General features: G+C 70.8%; 12 protein-coding genes. All 12 read right to left on the reverse strand.

Annotated elements, in window-relative coordinates:
- Positions 1–7 precede the first annotated feature (7 nt).
- Genes ACFQZY_RS11475 through ACFQZY_RS11530 form a run of 12 tightly spaced genes read right to left on the reverse strand, consistent with a single transcriptional unit; the run spans position 8 to position 13,629 of the window.
- Positions 8–1,468, reverse strand: a complete 1,461-nt coding sequence (locus tag ACFQZY_RS11475) for an MFS transporter (RefSeq protein WP_377415806.1) — start codon at positions 1,466–1,468, stop codon at positions 8–10.
- Positions 1,465–2,787, reverse strand: a complete 1,323-nt coding sequence (xylA, locus tag ACFQZY_RS11480) for a xylose isomerase (protein WP_377415807.1) — start codon at positions 2,785–2,787, stop codon at positions 1,465–1,467. The genes ACFQZY_RS11475 and xylA overlap by 4 nt, the downstream gene beginning before the upstream one ends.
- 29 nt (positions 2,788–2,816) lie before the next feature.
- Positions 2,817–4,289 carry a xylulokinase gene (xylB, locus tag ACFQZY_RS11485; protein ID WP_377415809.1) on the reverse strand — a complete coding sequence of 491 codons (1,473 nt, stop codon included), beginning with the start codon at positions 4,287–4,289 and terminating at the stop codon, positions 2,817–2,819.
- Between the two features lie 34 nt (positions 4,290–4,323).
- A complete protein-coding gene (locus tag ACFQZY_RS11490; protein ID WP_377415810.1) occupies positions 4,324–5,331 on the reverse strand; it encodes a Gfo/Idh/MocA family protein in 1,008 nt (335 codons plus the stop codon).
- A 23-nt stretch (positions 5,332–5,354) separates the two neighbouring features.
- The gene (locus ACFQZY_RS11495) at positions 5,355–6,572 is read right to left on the reverse strand and encodes an MFS transporter (RefSeq protein WP_377415812.1); all 1,218 of its coding nucleotides are present in this window, start codon (positions 6,570–6,572) and stop codon (positions 5,355–5,357) included.
- A gap of 29 nt (positions 6,573–6,601) precedes the next feature.
- Positions 6,602–8,278, reverse strand: a complete 1,677-nt coding sequence (locus ACFQZY_RS11500) for a GMC family oxidoreductase (protein ID WP_377415813.1) — start codon at positions 8,276–8,278, stop codon at positions 6,602–6,604.
- 14 nt (positions 8,279–8,292) lie between these two features.
- Positions 8,293–9,069 (reverse strand): nuclear transport factor 2 family protein, encoded by a 777-nt coding sequence (locus ACFQZY_RS11505; RefSeq protein ID WP_377415815.1) that lies wholly within the window; start codon positions 9,067–9,069, stop codon positions 8,293–8,295.
- Positions 9,070–9,088: 19 nt separating this feature from the next.
- On the reverse strand, positions 9,089–9,856 hold the full coding sequence (locus ACFQZY_RS11510) for a TIM barrel protein (RefSeq protein ID WP_377415817.1): 768 nt from the start codon (positions 9,854–9,856) through the stop codon (positions 9,089–9,091).
- Positions 9,857–9,868: 12 nt separating this feature from the next.
- Positions 9,869–10,639 (reverse strand): TIM barrel protein, encoded by a 771-nt coding sequence (locus ACFQZY_RS11515; protein WP_377415818.1) that lies wholly within the window; start codon positions 10,637–10,639, stop codon positions 9,869–9,871.
- Positions 10,640–10,680: 41 nt separating this feature from the next.
- On the reverse strand, positions 10,681–11,640 hold the full coding sequence (locus ACFQZY_RS11520) for a sugar phosphate isomerase/epimerase family protein (protein WP_377415820.1): 960 nt from the start codon (positions 11,638–11,640) through the stop codon (positions 10,681–10,683).
- A complete protein-coding gene (locus ACFQZY_RS11525) occupies positions 11,633–12,595 on the reverse strand; it encodes a sugar phosphate isomerase/epimerase family protein (protein WP_377415822.1) in 963 nt (320 codons plus the stop codon). The genes ACFQZY_RS11520 and ACFQZY_RS11525 overlap by 8 nt, the downstream gene beginning before the upstream one ends.
- On the reverse strand, positions 12,592–13,629 hold the full coding sequence (locus ACFQZY_RS11530) for a sugar phosphate isomerase/epimerase family protein (protein ID WP_377415824.1): 1,038 nt from the start codon (positions 13,627–13,629) through the stop codon (positions 12,592–12,594). The genes ACFQZY_RS11525 and ACFQZY_RS11530 overlap by 4 nt, the downstream gene beginning before the upstream one ends.
- Positions 13,630–13,641: the final 12 nt, after the last annotated feature.

Below are 13,641 nucleotides of genomic sequence, written 5' to 3' on the forward strand. Positions count from 1 at the left end.
CCCGCCCTCAATGCGCGGCCTGCGCCGGGCTGGCCGTGGCCACCGGCGGCAGGCGCCAGGCCACCCAGCCGCCCGCCAGTACCATCGCCAGCAGGCCTGGCAGGGCGCGCAGCAGCGTGGCGGGCGTGTAGCCCCCGCTCCCCCCCTGCACCAGGGCGGCCACCAGCGCGATGGCCGCGACGCCGCAGAACTGCCGCGCCGCCGTGACCACCCCCGAGGCGCCGCCGGCCTGGCTGCGCGGCACGCCCTGCAGGGTCACCGCGGTCAGCGGCGGGCCGATGAAGCCGACGCCCAGGCCCAGCAGGCCCTGGGCCAGCAGGCCCGGCCAATGCAGCACCCAGCGGACCGGGTCGCCGAGCAGCCCGGCGCTCACGGCGGCCATCAGGGCCACCCCGGTCATCTGGATCCCCAGCCCCAGCACGATGCAGCGCCCGCCCCAGCGGGCGAAGGCGCGCTTGCCGAGGTGGCTCACGCTGAGCATCACGCCCCCGGCGATGGGCATGCACAGCAGCGACATTTGGGTCGCGCTGAGCCCGCCGCCCATCTGCCAGGCAAAGGTGAGCACGAACACATAGGCCGGCGTGAGGCCGGTCGCCAGCAGCGACACCACCAGCCCGCGGCGGTACCCCGTCTCCTTCATCAGCGATGGCAGCAGGATGGGCTGGCCCCCCCGGGCCTCCATCTTCTGGCAATGGCGCCACAGCCCCCAGGTCCAGAGCGGGGCGCTGGCGAGCAGCGCGAAGAGCGCCGGCGTCCAGCCGCGTTCCGGGCCCTCGAGCAGCGGCACCACCCAGGCGAGCGCGGCCACCAGGCACCAGGCCGTGCCGCCCAGGTCCAGGGCCGTGCCCGGATGCGGGGGATCCTTGGGCAGCAGGCGCAGCGCGCCGGCAATCGCCAGCAGGCCGACCGGGAGGTTGATCAGGAACACCGAGCGCCAGCCCAGGCCCGCCAGGTCGGCGTCGACCATCAGCCCGCCGATCACCGGCCCCAGCGCCGAGGACACGCCGCCGAGCAGGCCGAAGATGGTGAAGGCGCGCATGCGCTCGTGCGGCGCGTAGAGGGCCTGCATCAGCGTCAGCACCTGCGGCACCATGATCGCCGCGCAGGCGCCCTGCACGATGCGGAAGCCGACCAGGGCGTCGGGCGTGACCGCCAGCCCGCAGGCCAGCGAGGCCAGCGTGAAGCTGACCACGCCCGCCATGAACATGGTGCGATGGCCGTAGAGGTCGCCCAGCCGCCCGCCGACCACCAGCAGCACGGCGAACGACAGGGCATAGCCGGCCACGATCCAGGCGGCATGCGCCGCGCCGGCCTGCAGGGACTGGCCGATCGAGGGCAGGGCCACGTTCACGATGGTGACGTCCAGCAGGTCCATCACGAAGGCCATGGCCACCACCGTGAAGGCCCAGGTGCGCCGCCGCCCGGTGAGCGGCGGGCGGGGCGCGTCTTGCGGGGAGGAAGGCGTCATGCGAAGCGGTTGACGATGTTCTCGAGCCGCTCCTGGCGGCCCGAACGCTGCTGGGGATCGAGCCTGAGCTCGTGCACCGTGGTGGCCAGGGCGTCGAGGCCGGCTCCGGCGAGGATCTGCTGGCCGAGGGCGCCGTCCCAGCCGGCATAGCGCTCGGCCAGCGGGCGCTCGAGTTCGCCCGACTCGTACAGCGCGGCGGCGCACAGGAAGGCGCGCGCCAGCGTGTCCATGCCGCCCACATGGCCCTCGAGCTGGTCCTGCGGGTCGATGCTCATGCGGCGGACCTTGGCGTCGAAGTTCATGCCGCCGGTGGTGAAGCCGCCGTGGCGGATGAACTCCAGCATCGCCGGCACCAGCTGCACATGGTTGTTGGGGAACTGGTCGGTGTCCCAGCCGAGCTGCTCGTCGCCCCGGTTGGCGTCGATGGAGCCGAACAGGCCCAGCGCGCAGGCGGTGGCGATCTCGTGCTCGAAGCTGTGGCCGGCCAGCGTGGCGTGGTTGACTTCGATGTTGACCTTGACCTCGTTCTCGAGACCGAAGGTCTTGAGGAAGCCGTACACCGTGGCGGTGTCGTAGTCGTACTGGTGCTTGGTGGGCTCCTGCGGCTTGGGCTCGATCAGGATCGTGCCCTTGAAGCCGATCTTGTGCTTGTGCTCCACCACGGCCGACAGGAAGCGGCCGTACTGCTGCAGCTCGCGCTTCATGTCGGTGTTGAGCAAGGTCTCGTAGCCCTCGCGGCCGCCCCAGAGCACGTAGTTCTCGCCCTTCAGGCGGTGGGTCCACTCCAGCGCATGCTTCACCTGCGCGGCGGCATAGGCATAGACCTCCGGGTTCGGGTTGGTCGCGGCGCCGGCCATGAAGCGCGGGTGGGAGAACAGGTTGGCGGTGCCCCACAGCAGCTGGATGCCGGTGTCCTGCATCTTGCGGCCCGCCACCTCGAGCAGGGTGTCCAGGTGGGCGTTGGACTCGCGCAGGGTCGCGCCCTCGGGCGCCACGTCGCGGTCGTGGAAGCACCAGTAGGGCAGGCCGAGCTTGGTGAAGAAGTCGAAGGCGCAGTCCAGCTTCACGCGCGCGGCGGCCATCGGCTCGCCCTGGAACCAGGGGCGGTCGAAGTGCGGGGACATGCCGAAGACGTCCTGGCCCGCCCAGCAGAAGGTGTGCCAGTAGCACACGGCCGGGCGCAGGTGCTCGGCCAGGGTCTTGCCGAGCACGACGCGCTGGGGGTCGTACCACTTGAAGGCGAGCGGGTTGGTGCTTTGCGGGCCCTCGTAGCGGACGGCGGGCAGGTCGGCGTAGAGGCGGTGGGTGGTGGTGGTCATCGGAGGGACGCGCGGGGAGGGCGCGTGGTTCAGGGTTGGCCGGCCAGCGCGCGCAGGGGCGCGTAGGCACGGCGGAAACGGGCCAGCCGCTCGGCCAGCACGGGCTGGTGATCGGCCACGGGAAGGAAGGCGCGGTCGGTGGGCGGGGCGCGCAGCACCTGCGCGCGGTCCATGCCCAGCGCCAGCTGGGCCAGGCGGGCGGCGCCCAGGGCCGGGCCCACGTCGGCGCCGGCGGCGCGCAGCACCGGGCGCTGCAGCACGTCGGCCAGCAGCTGCAGCCAGGCGTCGCTGCGCGCGCCGCCGCCGATGGCCAGCAGCTGCGAGGGCACCGGGCCGGCCTCGGCCAGGGCGTCGAGGCCGTCGGCGAAGGCGAAGGCGACGCCCTCGATCACCGCATGGGCCAGGTCGTCGCGCGTGCTGCCGGCCTGCAGGTTGATGAAGCTTCCGCGCGCGCCGGGGTCGGCGTGCGGGGTGCGCTCGCCGCTCAGGTAGGGCAGGAACAGCGGCGCCTCGGCGCGCGGCGCGCCGGTGAGCGGGGCCAGCAGGTCGGCCTCGCGGGCGCCGGTGAGGGCTGCGAACCAGGCCAGCGAGGCCGCGCCGGACAGCAGCACCGCCATCTGGTGCCAGGTGCCGGGCAGGGCGTGGCAGAAGCTGTGGACGCCGCGCGCCGGGTTGGGCCGCGGGCCGTCGGTGGTGACGAACAGGACGCCCGAGGTGCCCAGCGAGACGAAGCCATCGCCGGGCTGGACCGCGCCCACGCCCAGCGCGCCGGCCGCGTTGTCACCGGCGCCGGCCGCGATCCGCACGCGCGCCGGCAGGCCCCAGGCCTGGCACCAGTCGGCCCGCAGCCAGCCGATGGCGTCGGGCCCCTCGTGCAGCTCGGGCATGTGGCCCGTGCCCAGGCCGGTGGCGTCCAGCAGCGTCTCGCTCCAGCGGCGACCGGCCACGTCCAGCCACCAGGTGCCCGAGGCATCGCTGGTGTCGGTGCCCATCTCGCCGCTGAGTTGCCAGGCCAGCCAGTCCTTGGGCAGCAGAACCTTGGCCACGCGGGCGAACAGTTCGGGTTCGTGCTCGGCCACCCACAGCAGCTTGGGCGCGGTGAAGCCGGCCATGGCGCGGTTGGCCGCGATGCGCCGGCCCTCGGGCACGCGCCGCTCCAGCGCCTCGCACTGCGCCTGGCTGCGGCCGTCGTTCCAGAGGATGGCGGGGCGCAGCACGGCGCCGGCCGCGTCGAGCAGCACCGCGCCATGCATCTGCCCGGCCACCGCCAGGGCCTGCACCGCGCGCCAGTCGGCGGGGTCGGCGCGCCGCATCAGCTGGCGCACGGCGTCGTCGGCCGCGGCCAGCCAGGCAGACGGGTCCTGCTCGCTCCAGCCGGCCTGCGGCCGCTGCACCTGCAGCGGCGCGGTCGCCTCGGCGCGCAGGCGCCCGGCCTCGTCCAGCAGCACGGCCTTGACGCCCGAGGTGCCCAGGTCCAGGCCCAGCACATGGGTGTTGCTCATCGCGGTGCTCCCTCGACGTTCACGCAGCGGCCGTTCATGCGGCGGCGCGGGCATCGCGCTCGCGGGCCAGTTCGGCCTGGATGCGCTGCATGATCTGCAGCACCTCGGCCGTGTTGGCCACGGTGTGCAGCGGATGCTCGGTCGCGCCGGCGAGGATGGCCTCGTTCACCGCGCGGAACATCGGCACATAGCCGGCGCCCTCGCGCTCGAACGTCAGGTCCTGCACGGTGGGGGGCTTGGGCGGCTGGCCGGTGGTGACGCGCAGGCCGCCCGGCGAGAACAGGGGCTCGTTGAAGTCGATCGCGCCCTTGCGGCCGCCCAGCCAGCCCCGGGGCGGGACCAGGAAGGTGATCGAGGTGGCCAGCTGCGCCATCGCGCCGTTCGCGTAGCGCAGGGTGATCGCCTCCTCGAGGTCGACCCCGTCCGGGCGCATGTGACCGGTCGCGGAGACCTCGGCCAGCTCGCCCAGGAACATCTGGGCCAGGGTGATCGTGTAGACGCCCATGTCGTAGAGGGCGCCGCCGCCCAGGGCCGGGTCCCAGAAGCGCGCCGGGCCGTCCTTGGGCACCGGGTAGCCGAGGCCGGCCTGCAGGAAGCGGGGCTCGCCGATCACGTCGGCCTCCACCAGCTCGACCGCCTTGCGCATGGCGGGGCTGAACTTCATCCACATCGCTTCCATCAGGAAGACGCCGCGCGCCCGGGCGATGCGCCCGAGTTCGAGCGCCTCGTCCGCCGTCATCGTCAGCGGCTTCTCGCACAGCACATGCTTGCCCGCCTCCAGCGCCTGGCGGGCCAGGGCGAAGTGGGTGGCGTGCGGCGTGCCGATGTAGACCGCATCGACCTCGGTCGACGCGCACAGCCGCCCGAAGTCGTCGAACGCCAGCGGCAGGTCCAGGGCCTGCGCGAAGGCGTCGGCGGTGGCGCGGGCGCGCGAGCAGATGGCGACGACCTCGGCGTTCTTGCAAAGGCGCAGGTCGCCCACCGTGCGGCGGCCGATGCCGCCGCTGCCGACCACGGCCCAGCGGACCTTCTTTTCATTCATGGCAACGCTTTCGTGAAGCGGGCTCACACCCGGTCGGCCGCCAGGCCGCCGGCCGGCGCCGCCGCCGGCTTGCGTGAGAACAGCGCATTGACCCCGGCGATGGCGAGGCACAGCACGCCGAAGACGACGAAGGCGCTCAGGAGGTCGCCCGTGACCAGGCGCACGCCGGACACGAAGAACGGCGACACGAACTGCCCCAGGAAGAAGGCACTGCACCACCAGCCCATGCCGCGTCCGCGGAAGCGCTCGGGCAGTTCGCGGAGGCCCCACCCGATCAGCACCGGAATGGTCATGCCCGCCGCCAGCTGCTGGATGAAGGCGAAGACCATGGTGGCCTTCACGCCCAGCGCCAGGCCGATGCCCGTCATGCCGACGCCCAGGAGGACGAACAGGACGGTGAACTGGAGCCTGACGCTGCGGCCCGCGATGGCCTTGAACAGGATCGCACCGACCGGCACGCCCACGCTCACCAGCGCCGTGTACAGGCCCAGGTCGCTGCCCTTCTTGACCCCCATCTGGTCCAGCGCCAGCGAGAACTGCAGCGTGTAGACGAAATAGATGGCGGCCAGCACGAAGGTCGAGACGGCCACGCGCGCCATCAGCCGCACCGGAAAGGCGCCCGCATCGGCCGTGCCGGCCTCGCGGCTGGCGGCCTCGCTGCGGCGCTCGGGTTCGAACACGGCGAAGGCGGCAAAGGCGGCGATGCCCAGCGCCGTCGCGTAGATCAGGAACGGCAGGTTCCACGAGATCATCGACAGCTTGCCGCTGCCGCTGATCAGCAAGGTGCCGAGCGCCGGGCCGACGAAGCTCTGCCACATCAGCCACTTGGCGCGGGCCTTCTGGTCGAAATAGTCGCCCAGCAAGGTGTTGCCGATGGTCAGGATGAACGCCTCGCCAATACCGAGCAGCAAGCGTCCCGCCATCAGCGCCTCGAAGCTGGTGAAGAAGAAGGGCAGGATGCCCCCCACGCCGTACAAGGTGGTGAAGATCAGGAGCAGGCGGCGCCGGCCGAGCTTGTCCGTCAGCGCGCCGGCGAACGGCGAGAACAGCGCGACGCACAGGCCCGGCGCCGACAGCACCAGGGGGGCCAGCGTCTGGATGCCGCCCACATGCGGGAAGGCCTTCACCAGCGCGGGCACGATCGGCATCAGCGTGACGATGGCCATCATCGGCAGGATGCCGATCATGATGATCACCAGGCCCTGGGCCAGGCCGGCGCGGCGGGGGGATTGCGTGTCCATGGGGTTGTCTCCGGGGTGGGGCCGCTGCGTCAGGCGCGCAGTTCAGCCGAATGTCCGTACTCGCGGCCGATGTGGTCGCAGGCACGGGCCGTCAGGGCCATCGTCGTCAGGGTGGGGCCGCAGGTCCCGTTGGTCACGAAGCAGCTGCTGTCGGTGACGAACACGTTGGGCGCATCCCAGACCTGGTTGTGGGGATTCAGCACCGAGTCCTTCGGGTCGCTGCCCATGCGGGCGCCGCCGCATTCGTGGATGGCGCCGCCCACGGCCACGCTGCGCTTGTAGGCGAGGCGGAACATCAGGCGCTCGTACCACTTGGCATTGGGCATGAAGGGGCCGTCCGAGCTGATGCCCAGCGGGCTGATCAGGAAGTCGACGTTGAAGCCCGCGGCCTGCATGACCTCCTTCTGCACCTGTACCTGGTCGCGCAGCAGCTTCACGTCGTTGTCGCGCAGTCGCAGGCTGACCGAGGGAATGGGCACGCCCAGGCGGTCGCGGCGCGAGGCGAGGTTCACCCGGTTGTCGATGTGGGGCAGGATCTCGCCATGGCCGGTGAGGCCGAAGACCGAGTCCAGGTGGGCCGGCAGCATCGGGCGGCCGACGATGCCCTGCAGGTTGAAGCCGCCGGAATAGCCCAGCTCGCCGGCCTTCTTCAGCTGGCGGAAGCGCGGGATGTAGATGCCGCCGTGGTTGTCGGCCGGGCTCGTGCCGTCGACCAGCTCGCCGCCCTTGAAGCCCGGCATGGTGCCGAAGCCCAGGGACAGCATCTGGTCCATGAAGTAGCGACCGACCAGGCCCGAGGCGTTGCCCAGGCCCTGCGGATGGCGCTCGCCCTTGGAGTTCAGCAGCAGGCGGATGGACTCGATGGTCGACGCGCACACCATCACCACATTGGCGCGCACCTCGTGGCGCTCCCCGGTTGCCTTGTCGATGTAGGTCACGCCGGTGGCCTTGCCGGAGCGCGGGTCGGTGTTGATGCGCTCCACCGGGGAATTCGCGCGCAGCGTGAGGTTGCCGGTGGCGGCCGCGGCCTGCAGCGGCGTGGTGGTGCGGTGGTTCTGCGCGTCCACCGGCGTGGCTTCCTTGCGCACGTAGCGCCAGGCCATCACCTTGGCATCGGTGAAGCGGTCCTCCACGCGCTGCTTGAACAGCTGCTCGGCCTTGCTCAGGCCGGCGGGCCGGGCATACACGCCCGAGGGGCAGTAGGGGATGCCGTCGTCGTTGCCGACGATGCCCAGGAAGCGCTCCACATGCTCGTAGTAGGGCGCCAGGTCGTCATAGCCGATCGGCCAGTCGAAGCCCACCCCTTCATGGCTCTTGAACTTGAAGGTGTAGTCGGACATGCGCAGCGCCACCCGGCCCCAGGCCAGGAAGCGCCCGCCCACCTGCTTGCCGCGCAGCCACAGGTAGAAGTCCTGCGGCGACTCGTAGGGGTGCTCCTTGTCGTTGACGAACAGGAAGGCCTTCTCGGCGGAGTAGAACGAGGTCAGCGCCTGCTTGTGCTGGCCCTGCAGTCCGGCCTTGATGCGCGGCCAGGAGCCGATGGCGGCGAACTGCGCCTTGGCGGCGGCCTCGAACTTTTCCTCGGGCAGGGGGCCGCCCGCCTCCAGCACCAGCACGCGCAGGCCGCGCTCGGTCAGCTCCTTGGCGGCGATGCCGCCGGTGGCGCCGGAGCCGATGACGATGGCGTCGAAATTCTTGTCGGTCATGGGTTGGGGCATCTTCAGGAAGCGGGGGTCTCGGGGTCGCTGTCGTAGGGCTCCGGCGGGCGCGGCACGACGGCCTGCGCCGTCTGCGTGCTGTAGGCCTGGTAGGGCGTCTCGGTGGGCCGGTCGGTGTCCGGCATCCACACCGGCTTGCCGTCATGGCCGAAATAGGCCAGGTTCTCGTGGAAGCGCTGGAAGTCGGGGATGGCTTCGGTGCAGGCGGCGAAGTCGATCCAGTTGCGGCCGTAAGGCGCGCGGAACACCTCGAAGCAGCGGAAGCGCCAGATCTTCCACTCGCCGTCCTGGAGCAGCGCGTGCATCTCGTACTTCATGGCCACCCAGTGGGCCCAGACCTTCTTGCCGTTGACGAGCTCCTTCTCGTACATGAACGCCGGCGCGTTGGCGGACTGGGCCGGGTCGGTCAGGCCGGACTCGACGCCGCCCACGATCCAGATGCCGCGCGCGCTGCGGCCGTCGCCGGCCACCTGGATCGACGGGGTCGTGCTGTAGTGCAGGAGCAGCTTGCCCACCGGCGCCGGACGGCCGCGGTGGTAGGCGGTGATCGTGTCCCACTGGGTGTAGATGCCCTTGTTCGAGTACTGCGCGCGCATGCCCGGCGTGCCGGGCTTCACCCACATGTCGATGATCTTCTCGTCCTCGTAGCCGTTGTGCAGGTGCATGTAGTTGGAGAACAGGTTCTCCAATTCGCCGCGGGCCTCGGTGCGGGCCAGGCGATGCTCCAGTTCGGCGATGCGGGCGGCCAGGTCGGCGCTGCCCAGTTCAGAGTGGCTCATGGGATCTCCGGGTGCAGGCTCACAGGCCCAGGGTGCGGCGGCTCAGCGCCAGGGATTCGGCAATGGGCAGCGAGGGCAGGTACTCCAGGCCGATCGGACCGCCGTAGCCCAGCTCGCGCAGCTGCGCCATCAGCGCCGGCCAGGGCAGGCGGCCGGTGCCGGGTTCGTGGCGGCCCTCGTGGTCGGCCACCTGCACATGGCCCACCAGGCCGATGCGGCGGTCGAAGGCCTGCTCCAGCGCCTGGCCGTCGACGGCGTGGTGGTAGACGTCGGCCAGCAGCCGCAGCGCCGGGTGGTCGACCTGCTCGACCAGGTCCAGCCCCTGGCGGATGTTGCGCACCGCCATCGGGTTGCCCTGGATCACCATGTGCACCGGCTCCAGCAGCAGCGTGGCGCCGCCGTCGGCGGCGATGCGGCAGGCCTCGCGCAGCACCTTGGCGGCGTTGGCGCGCAGCTCGGACTCGGCCTGGCCCGGCCGGGCGAAGCCGGAGGCCAGGATGATGCGGGCGCCCTGCAGGCGGCCCGCCACCGGCACGGCGTCGCGCACGGCGCCCAGGACGGTGGCGTGCTCGGCCGGGTCGACCAGGCTGGCGCGCGGGTCGGCGCAGAAGCTGAACACCTTCACGCCGGTCTCGGCCACGGTGTCGACGACGGCGTCCAGCGGCTTGTCACGCCACAGGTGCATGTCGACCGCGTCGAAGCCGTCGGCCGCGGCGGCGTGGAAGCGTCGCAGGAAGTCGGGATGCTCCGCCTTGTAGAGCATCTCGATGCAGGGGATGAGTCGCATCGCCGGGCTCCGTCAGGCGATGCCGAACACTTCGCGGGTGCGCTGCAGCGAGGGCAGGGTGCCGTTGCTGGGGCGGTACTCCAGGCCGATGTCGCCGGTGTAGCCCGCGGCCTTCAGCGCCGGCAGCCAGGCGGCCCAGTCGATGGTGCCGGAGCCGGGCTCGTGGCGGCCGTTGGTGTCGGCGACCTGCACGTAGCCGATCAGGTGGCCGCGCTTGAGCACCTCGCGCCAGTCCTCGCCCATCACGGTCGAGTGGTAGACGTCATACAGCAGGCGAACCGCCGGGCTGTTGACCTCCTCGACGATGTCCAGGCCTTCCATGGCCGTGTCCATGAACATGATCGGGTGGTCGATGCGGGTGTTCAGCGGCTCGAGGTAGATCATCAGCCCGGCGGCCTCCACCAGCGGCGCGGCCTTCTTGATCAGGTAGACCATGGCGGCGTGCTGCTCGGCGGCCGGCACGTCCTTCAGCGCCGGGCCGCCGGCCAGCACGATGCCCTTGGCGCCCAGGCGCTGGCACATCGCGATGGTGCCGCGGACGGCGTCCAGGAAGAACGCCTCCTTGCTGCGGTCCACGCAGCCGCAGCGCGGGCCGATGACCAGGCTCTGCAGCTGGACGCCGGTCTCCTTCAGCGCGGCCTCGACGGCGTCGATGTCGACCTTGTCCCAGAGGTGGAACTCCACCCGGTCCAGGCCGGCCGCGGCGGCGGCGCGGATGCGCGCCGGCATGTCGCCGGCTTCGTTGAACATGTACAGATCTTCAATGACTGCAGACAGCTTCATCGCTTCGATTCCTTGTTGTTGTGTCGTTGTTGTCGTGGCTCTCAGGCCAGCAGGGGCTGCAGCACATGGCGAACGGTCCAGGCGTTCTGCATCATGCTGGCCGCCGCCGGCGCGGGGCCCTTGTCGCTCTCGACGATGAGCCAGCCGTCGTAGCCGCCCTCGCGCAGGGCCGCCATCAGCGCCGGCCAGTCGACCAGGCCGGTGCCCAGCTCGCCGAACCAGCGCGGGATGCGGCGCTCGCCGCCGGCCAGCAGCAGGGCCCGCTCGGCGTTGGGCGCGCGGTACTCGTCCAGCGTGTCCACGGCCAGCGCATCCTTCAGGTGGATGTGCCAGACGCGGGCCTGGAAGCGGCGGTACCAGGCGGCGACGTCGTGGCCGGCGATGGTCAGTTCGGCCGTGTCCATGGCCAGGCCCACGGTGGCGGGGTCCAGCTGCTCGAGCCAGGCGTCGAGTTCTTCGGGGTCGCGCAGCGGGGACAGGGCGTCCAGGTGCAGCACGGTCTTGATGCCCAGCGCCGCCGTCATCGCGCCGACCGCGTTCCAGCAGTCGGCGGCGGCGGCCTGGCGCTCGGCGTCCAGCCCGCCGTGGCGGCCATGGGGCGGCAGTGCGCGCACCACCAGCACCTCGCCGCCGACTTCGGCCAGGAAGCGCGCGAAGATGCCGGCCTGTTGCAGCAGCAGGGCGTGCTGGCTGCGGTCGCTGCAGTCCAGGCCGTGGTGCAGCTCCTCGAAGCTCATTTGCAGAGGGTCGAAGAACAGGCTGGCGACGCGCTGGATGCCCCACTCGCGCAGCTTCAGCTTGAAGTGCTCGACCGAGCCGAAGTTCAGCGCGATGTTCTCGGGCCGGCCCATCGGGTCCCAGCGGCCGGTGCCGCCGGTGAGCTCGATGGCGTCGAAGCCGCAGGCGGCCGTGACCTTGAGCGCGCGCTCGTGCTGCTCCATGCGGGCGAAGCCCGTGAAGCCGGCCTTCCATTGGTTGGTGGCGTAACCCCACTTAATCATGGATGGGCCTCAGCTGGTTGCGAATGGTCCAGGCCGCGATGGCCGTGCTCTCGGGGTAGTTGCCGCCGCCGACATCGGCCTTGTCATGCTCGACGCCGACCCAGCCCTTCCAGCCCACCTCCTTCATCGCGCCGTAGAGCGCGGGGAAGTCCACCAGGCCGCCCTCGGTGCCGATCTCGTAGAACCAGCGGGCGGTGGTCGGCGCCATGACTTCGGCGTCGGGCTTGCGGCGGTAGTCGCCATTCGTGTCGACGTGGTGCGTGTCCTTCAGGTGGAAGCCGGCGACGCGGTCGTGCCGCTTCAGGAACAGGTCCACCGGGTCCACGCCGGCGATGACGTGCTGGGCCGTGTCCAGGCACAGGAAGACATAGCGCGGGTCGGTCCAGTCGTAGAACTTCTGCAGCTGCTCGGCGGAGCGGATGCCGCAGAAGAACTCGTGGTGGCAGCAGGTCTTGATGCCGTAGCCTTCCAGCGTCATCTGGCCGACGCGGTTCCACAGCTCGGCGCAGGCGCGCAGCTTGTCGTCGGTGACCGGCTCGACGTCGAAGTACAGGCCGGCCGGCATCACGATGAAGTTCTGCACGCCCAGGCCGGCGCTGGACTTCATGATGTACTCGGCGTAGCGCAGGATCTGGTCATGCGTGGAGCGCACATGGGGCGCGCTCTGGCGCTCGTCGTACATCACGGCATGGAACAGGCTCAGCACGCGGTCGATGCCGCGCGACTGCATGAACTCGCGCGCGGCAGGCAGGCTGCCGAACAGGTCGCGCAGCGCGCCGAGGTGGAAGTCGAAGGTCTCGATCGCCTCGTAGCCCACGCCCGCGATCTGCTTGAGGAAGGCGTCGAAGCGCTCCACCGAGCTGTACTGCGAGATCTGGCCCTGGGCGGTGTCCACCCGCCAGTGGTCCATGTAGGCGTAGCGCAGGCTGCGCCCGGCCAGCGGTGCACCGATCATGCGGCGACCTTCGCGCCCGTGTGGCGGGCGATGATGCGGCGGGCCAGCGCCTGGTGCTTGGCCACCATGTCGAAGGCATCGACATTGCGCATGTAGAGGTGGCCCTCCCACTCGCTGGACATGAAGCCGTTGAAGCCGCCGTCATGGAAGACCGGCAGGATGCTGCCGTAGTCGATCGAGGCCTCGTTGCCCTCGTCGTCGAAGTCGTAGAACTTGCCGTGCACATGCACGACCTGCGGCATGATTTCCTTCCACATCTCGGCGGTGCCGGGGCTGAGGATGTTGAACATCACGGCCAGCGCGCTGACGTCGGCGGGGTCGGCCTTCAGCGGCTCGACGCGGCGGGCGAACTCCTGGCGCTTCCAGCCGGCGTCCTTGGGCAGCTGCCAGATTTCCAGCGCCAGCTGGATCAGGTCCTCGGGCAGCTGCTGGCGGCGCAGGTTGGCGATGTAGGTGGCGGGCAGGCGGCTGGCGCAGCAGCCGAAGTCGGGCACGAAGCCCAGCAGCGGCGAGTTGGCCTTGGCATAGGCCTCGCGCCAGGCCATCACCGGCGGCGAGCTGGGGTTCAGCGGCGCATGCACCTCGGGGCCGATCTTGATGCCGTGCTTCTCCAGCAGCGGCAGCAGGCGGATGATCACCTCCACCGGCGCGGCGAACTGGCAGCGCACCGTGGGGAAGCCCATCTTGGCGGCGGCCTCGATCTGGGGCGCGTGGTAGGCCACGGCCTCGTCCACGCTCATCATCGTGCCGCGGCGGATGGCCATGTCGGCGTTGATGCTCAGGCAGCTGGGCGTGAGCTGGTACTTGGCCATCAGGTCCTTGAAGCGGGCGGCGAAATCGTCGCTCACGTTCGGGAAGCCGCGGATGCTCGAAAAGCCGATGACTTCCAGGCCCGGGCCGAGCTGGCGCTTGGCCACTTCGGCGATCAGGCCCTCGAAGTCGTAGCGGCGCTCATGCCACTCGTTGGTGAAGCTGTACAGCGTGGAGCCGAGCTGGAAGCCCTGGGGGGCGGTGCTGGTCTGGGATGCGGTCATGGTCAGGGGTGT

This window comes from Ramlibacter sp. GCM10027632 (assembly GCF_042675325.1).
Taxonomy (GTDB): Bacteria; Pseudomonadota; Gammaproteobacteria; order Burkholderiales; family Burkholderiaceae_C; genus Ramlibacter.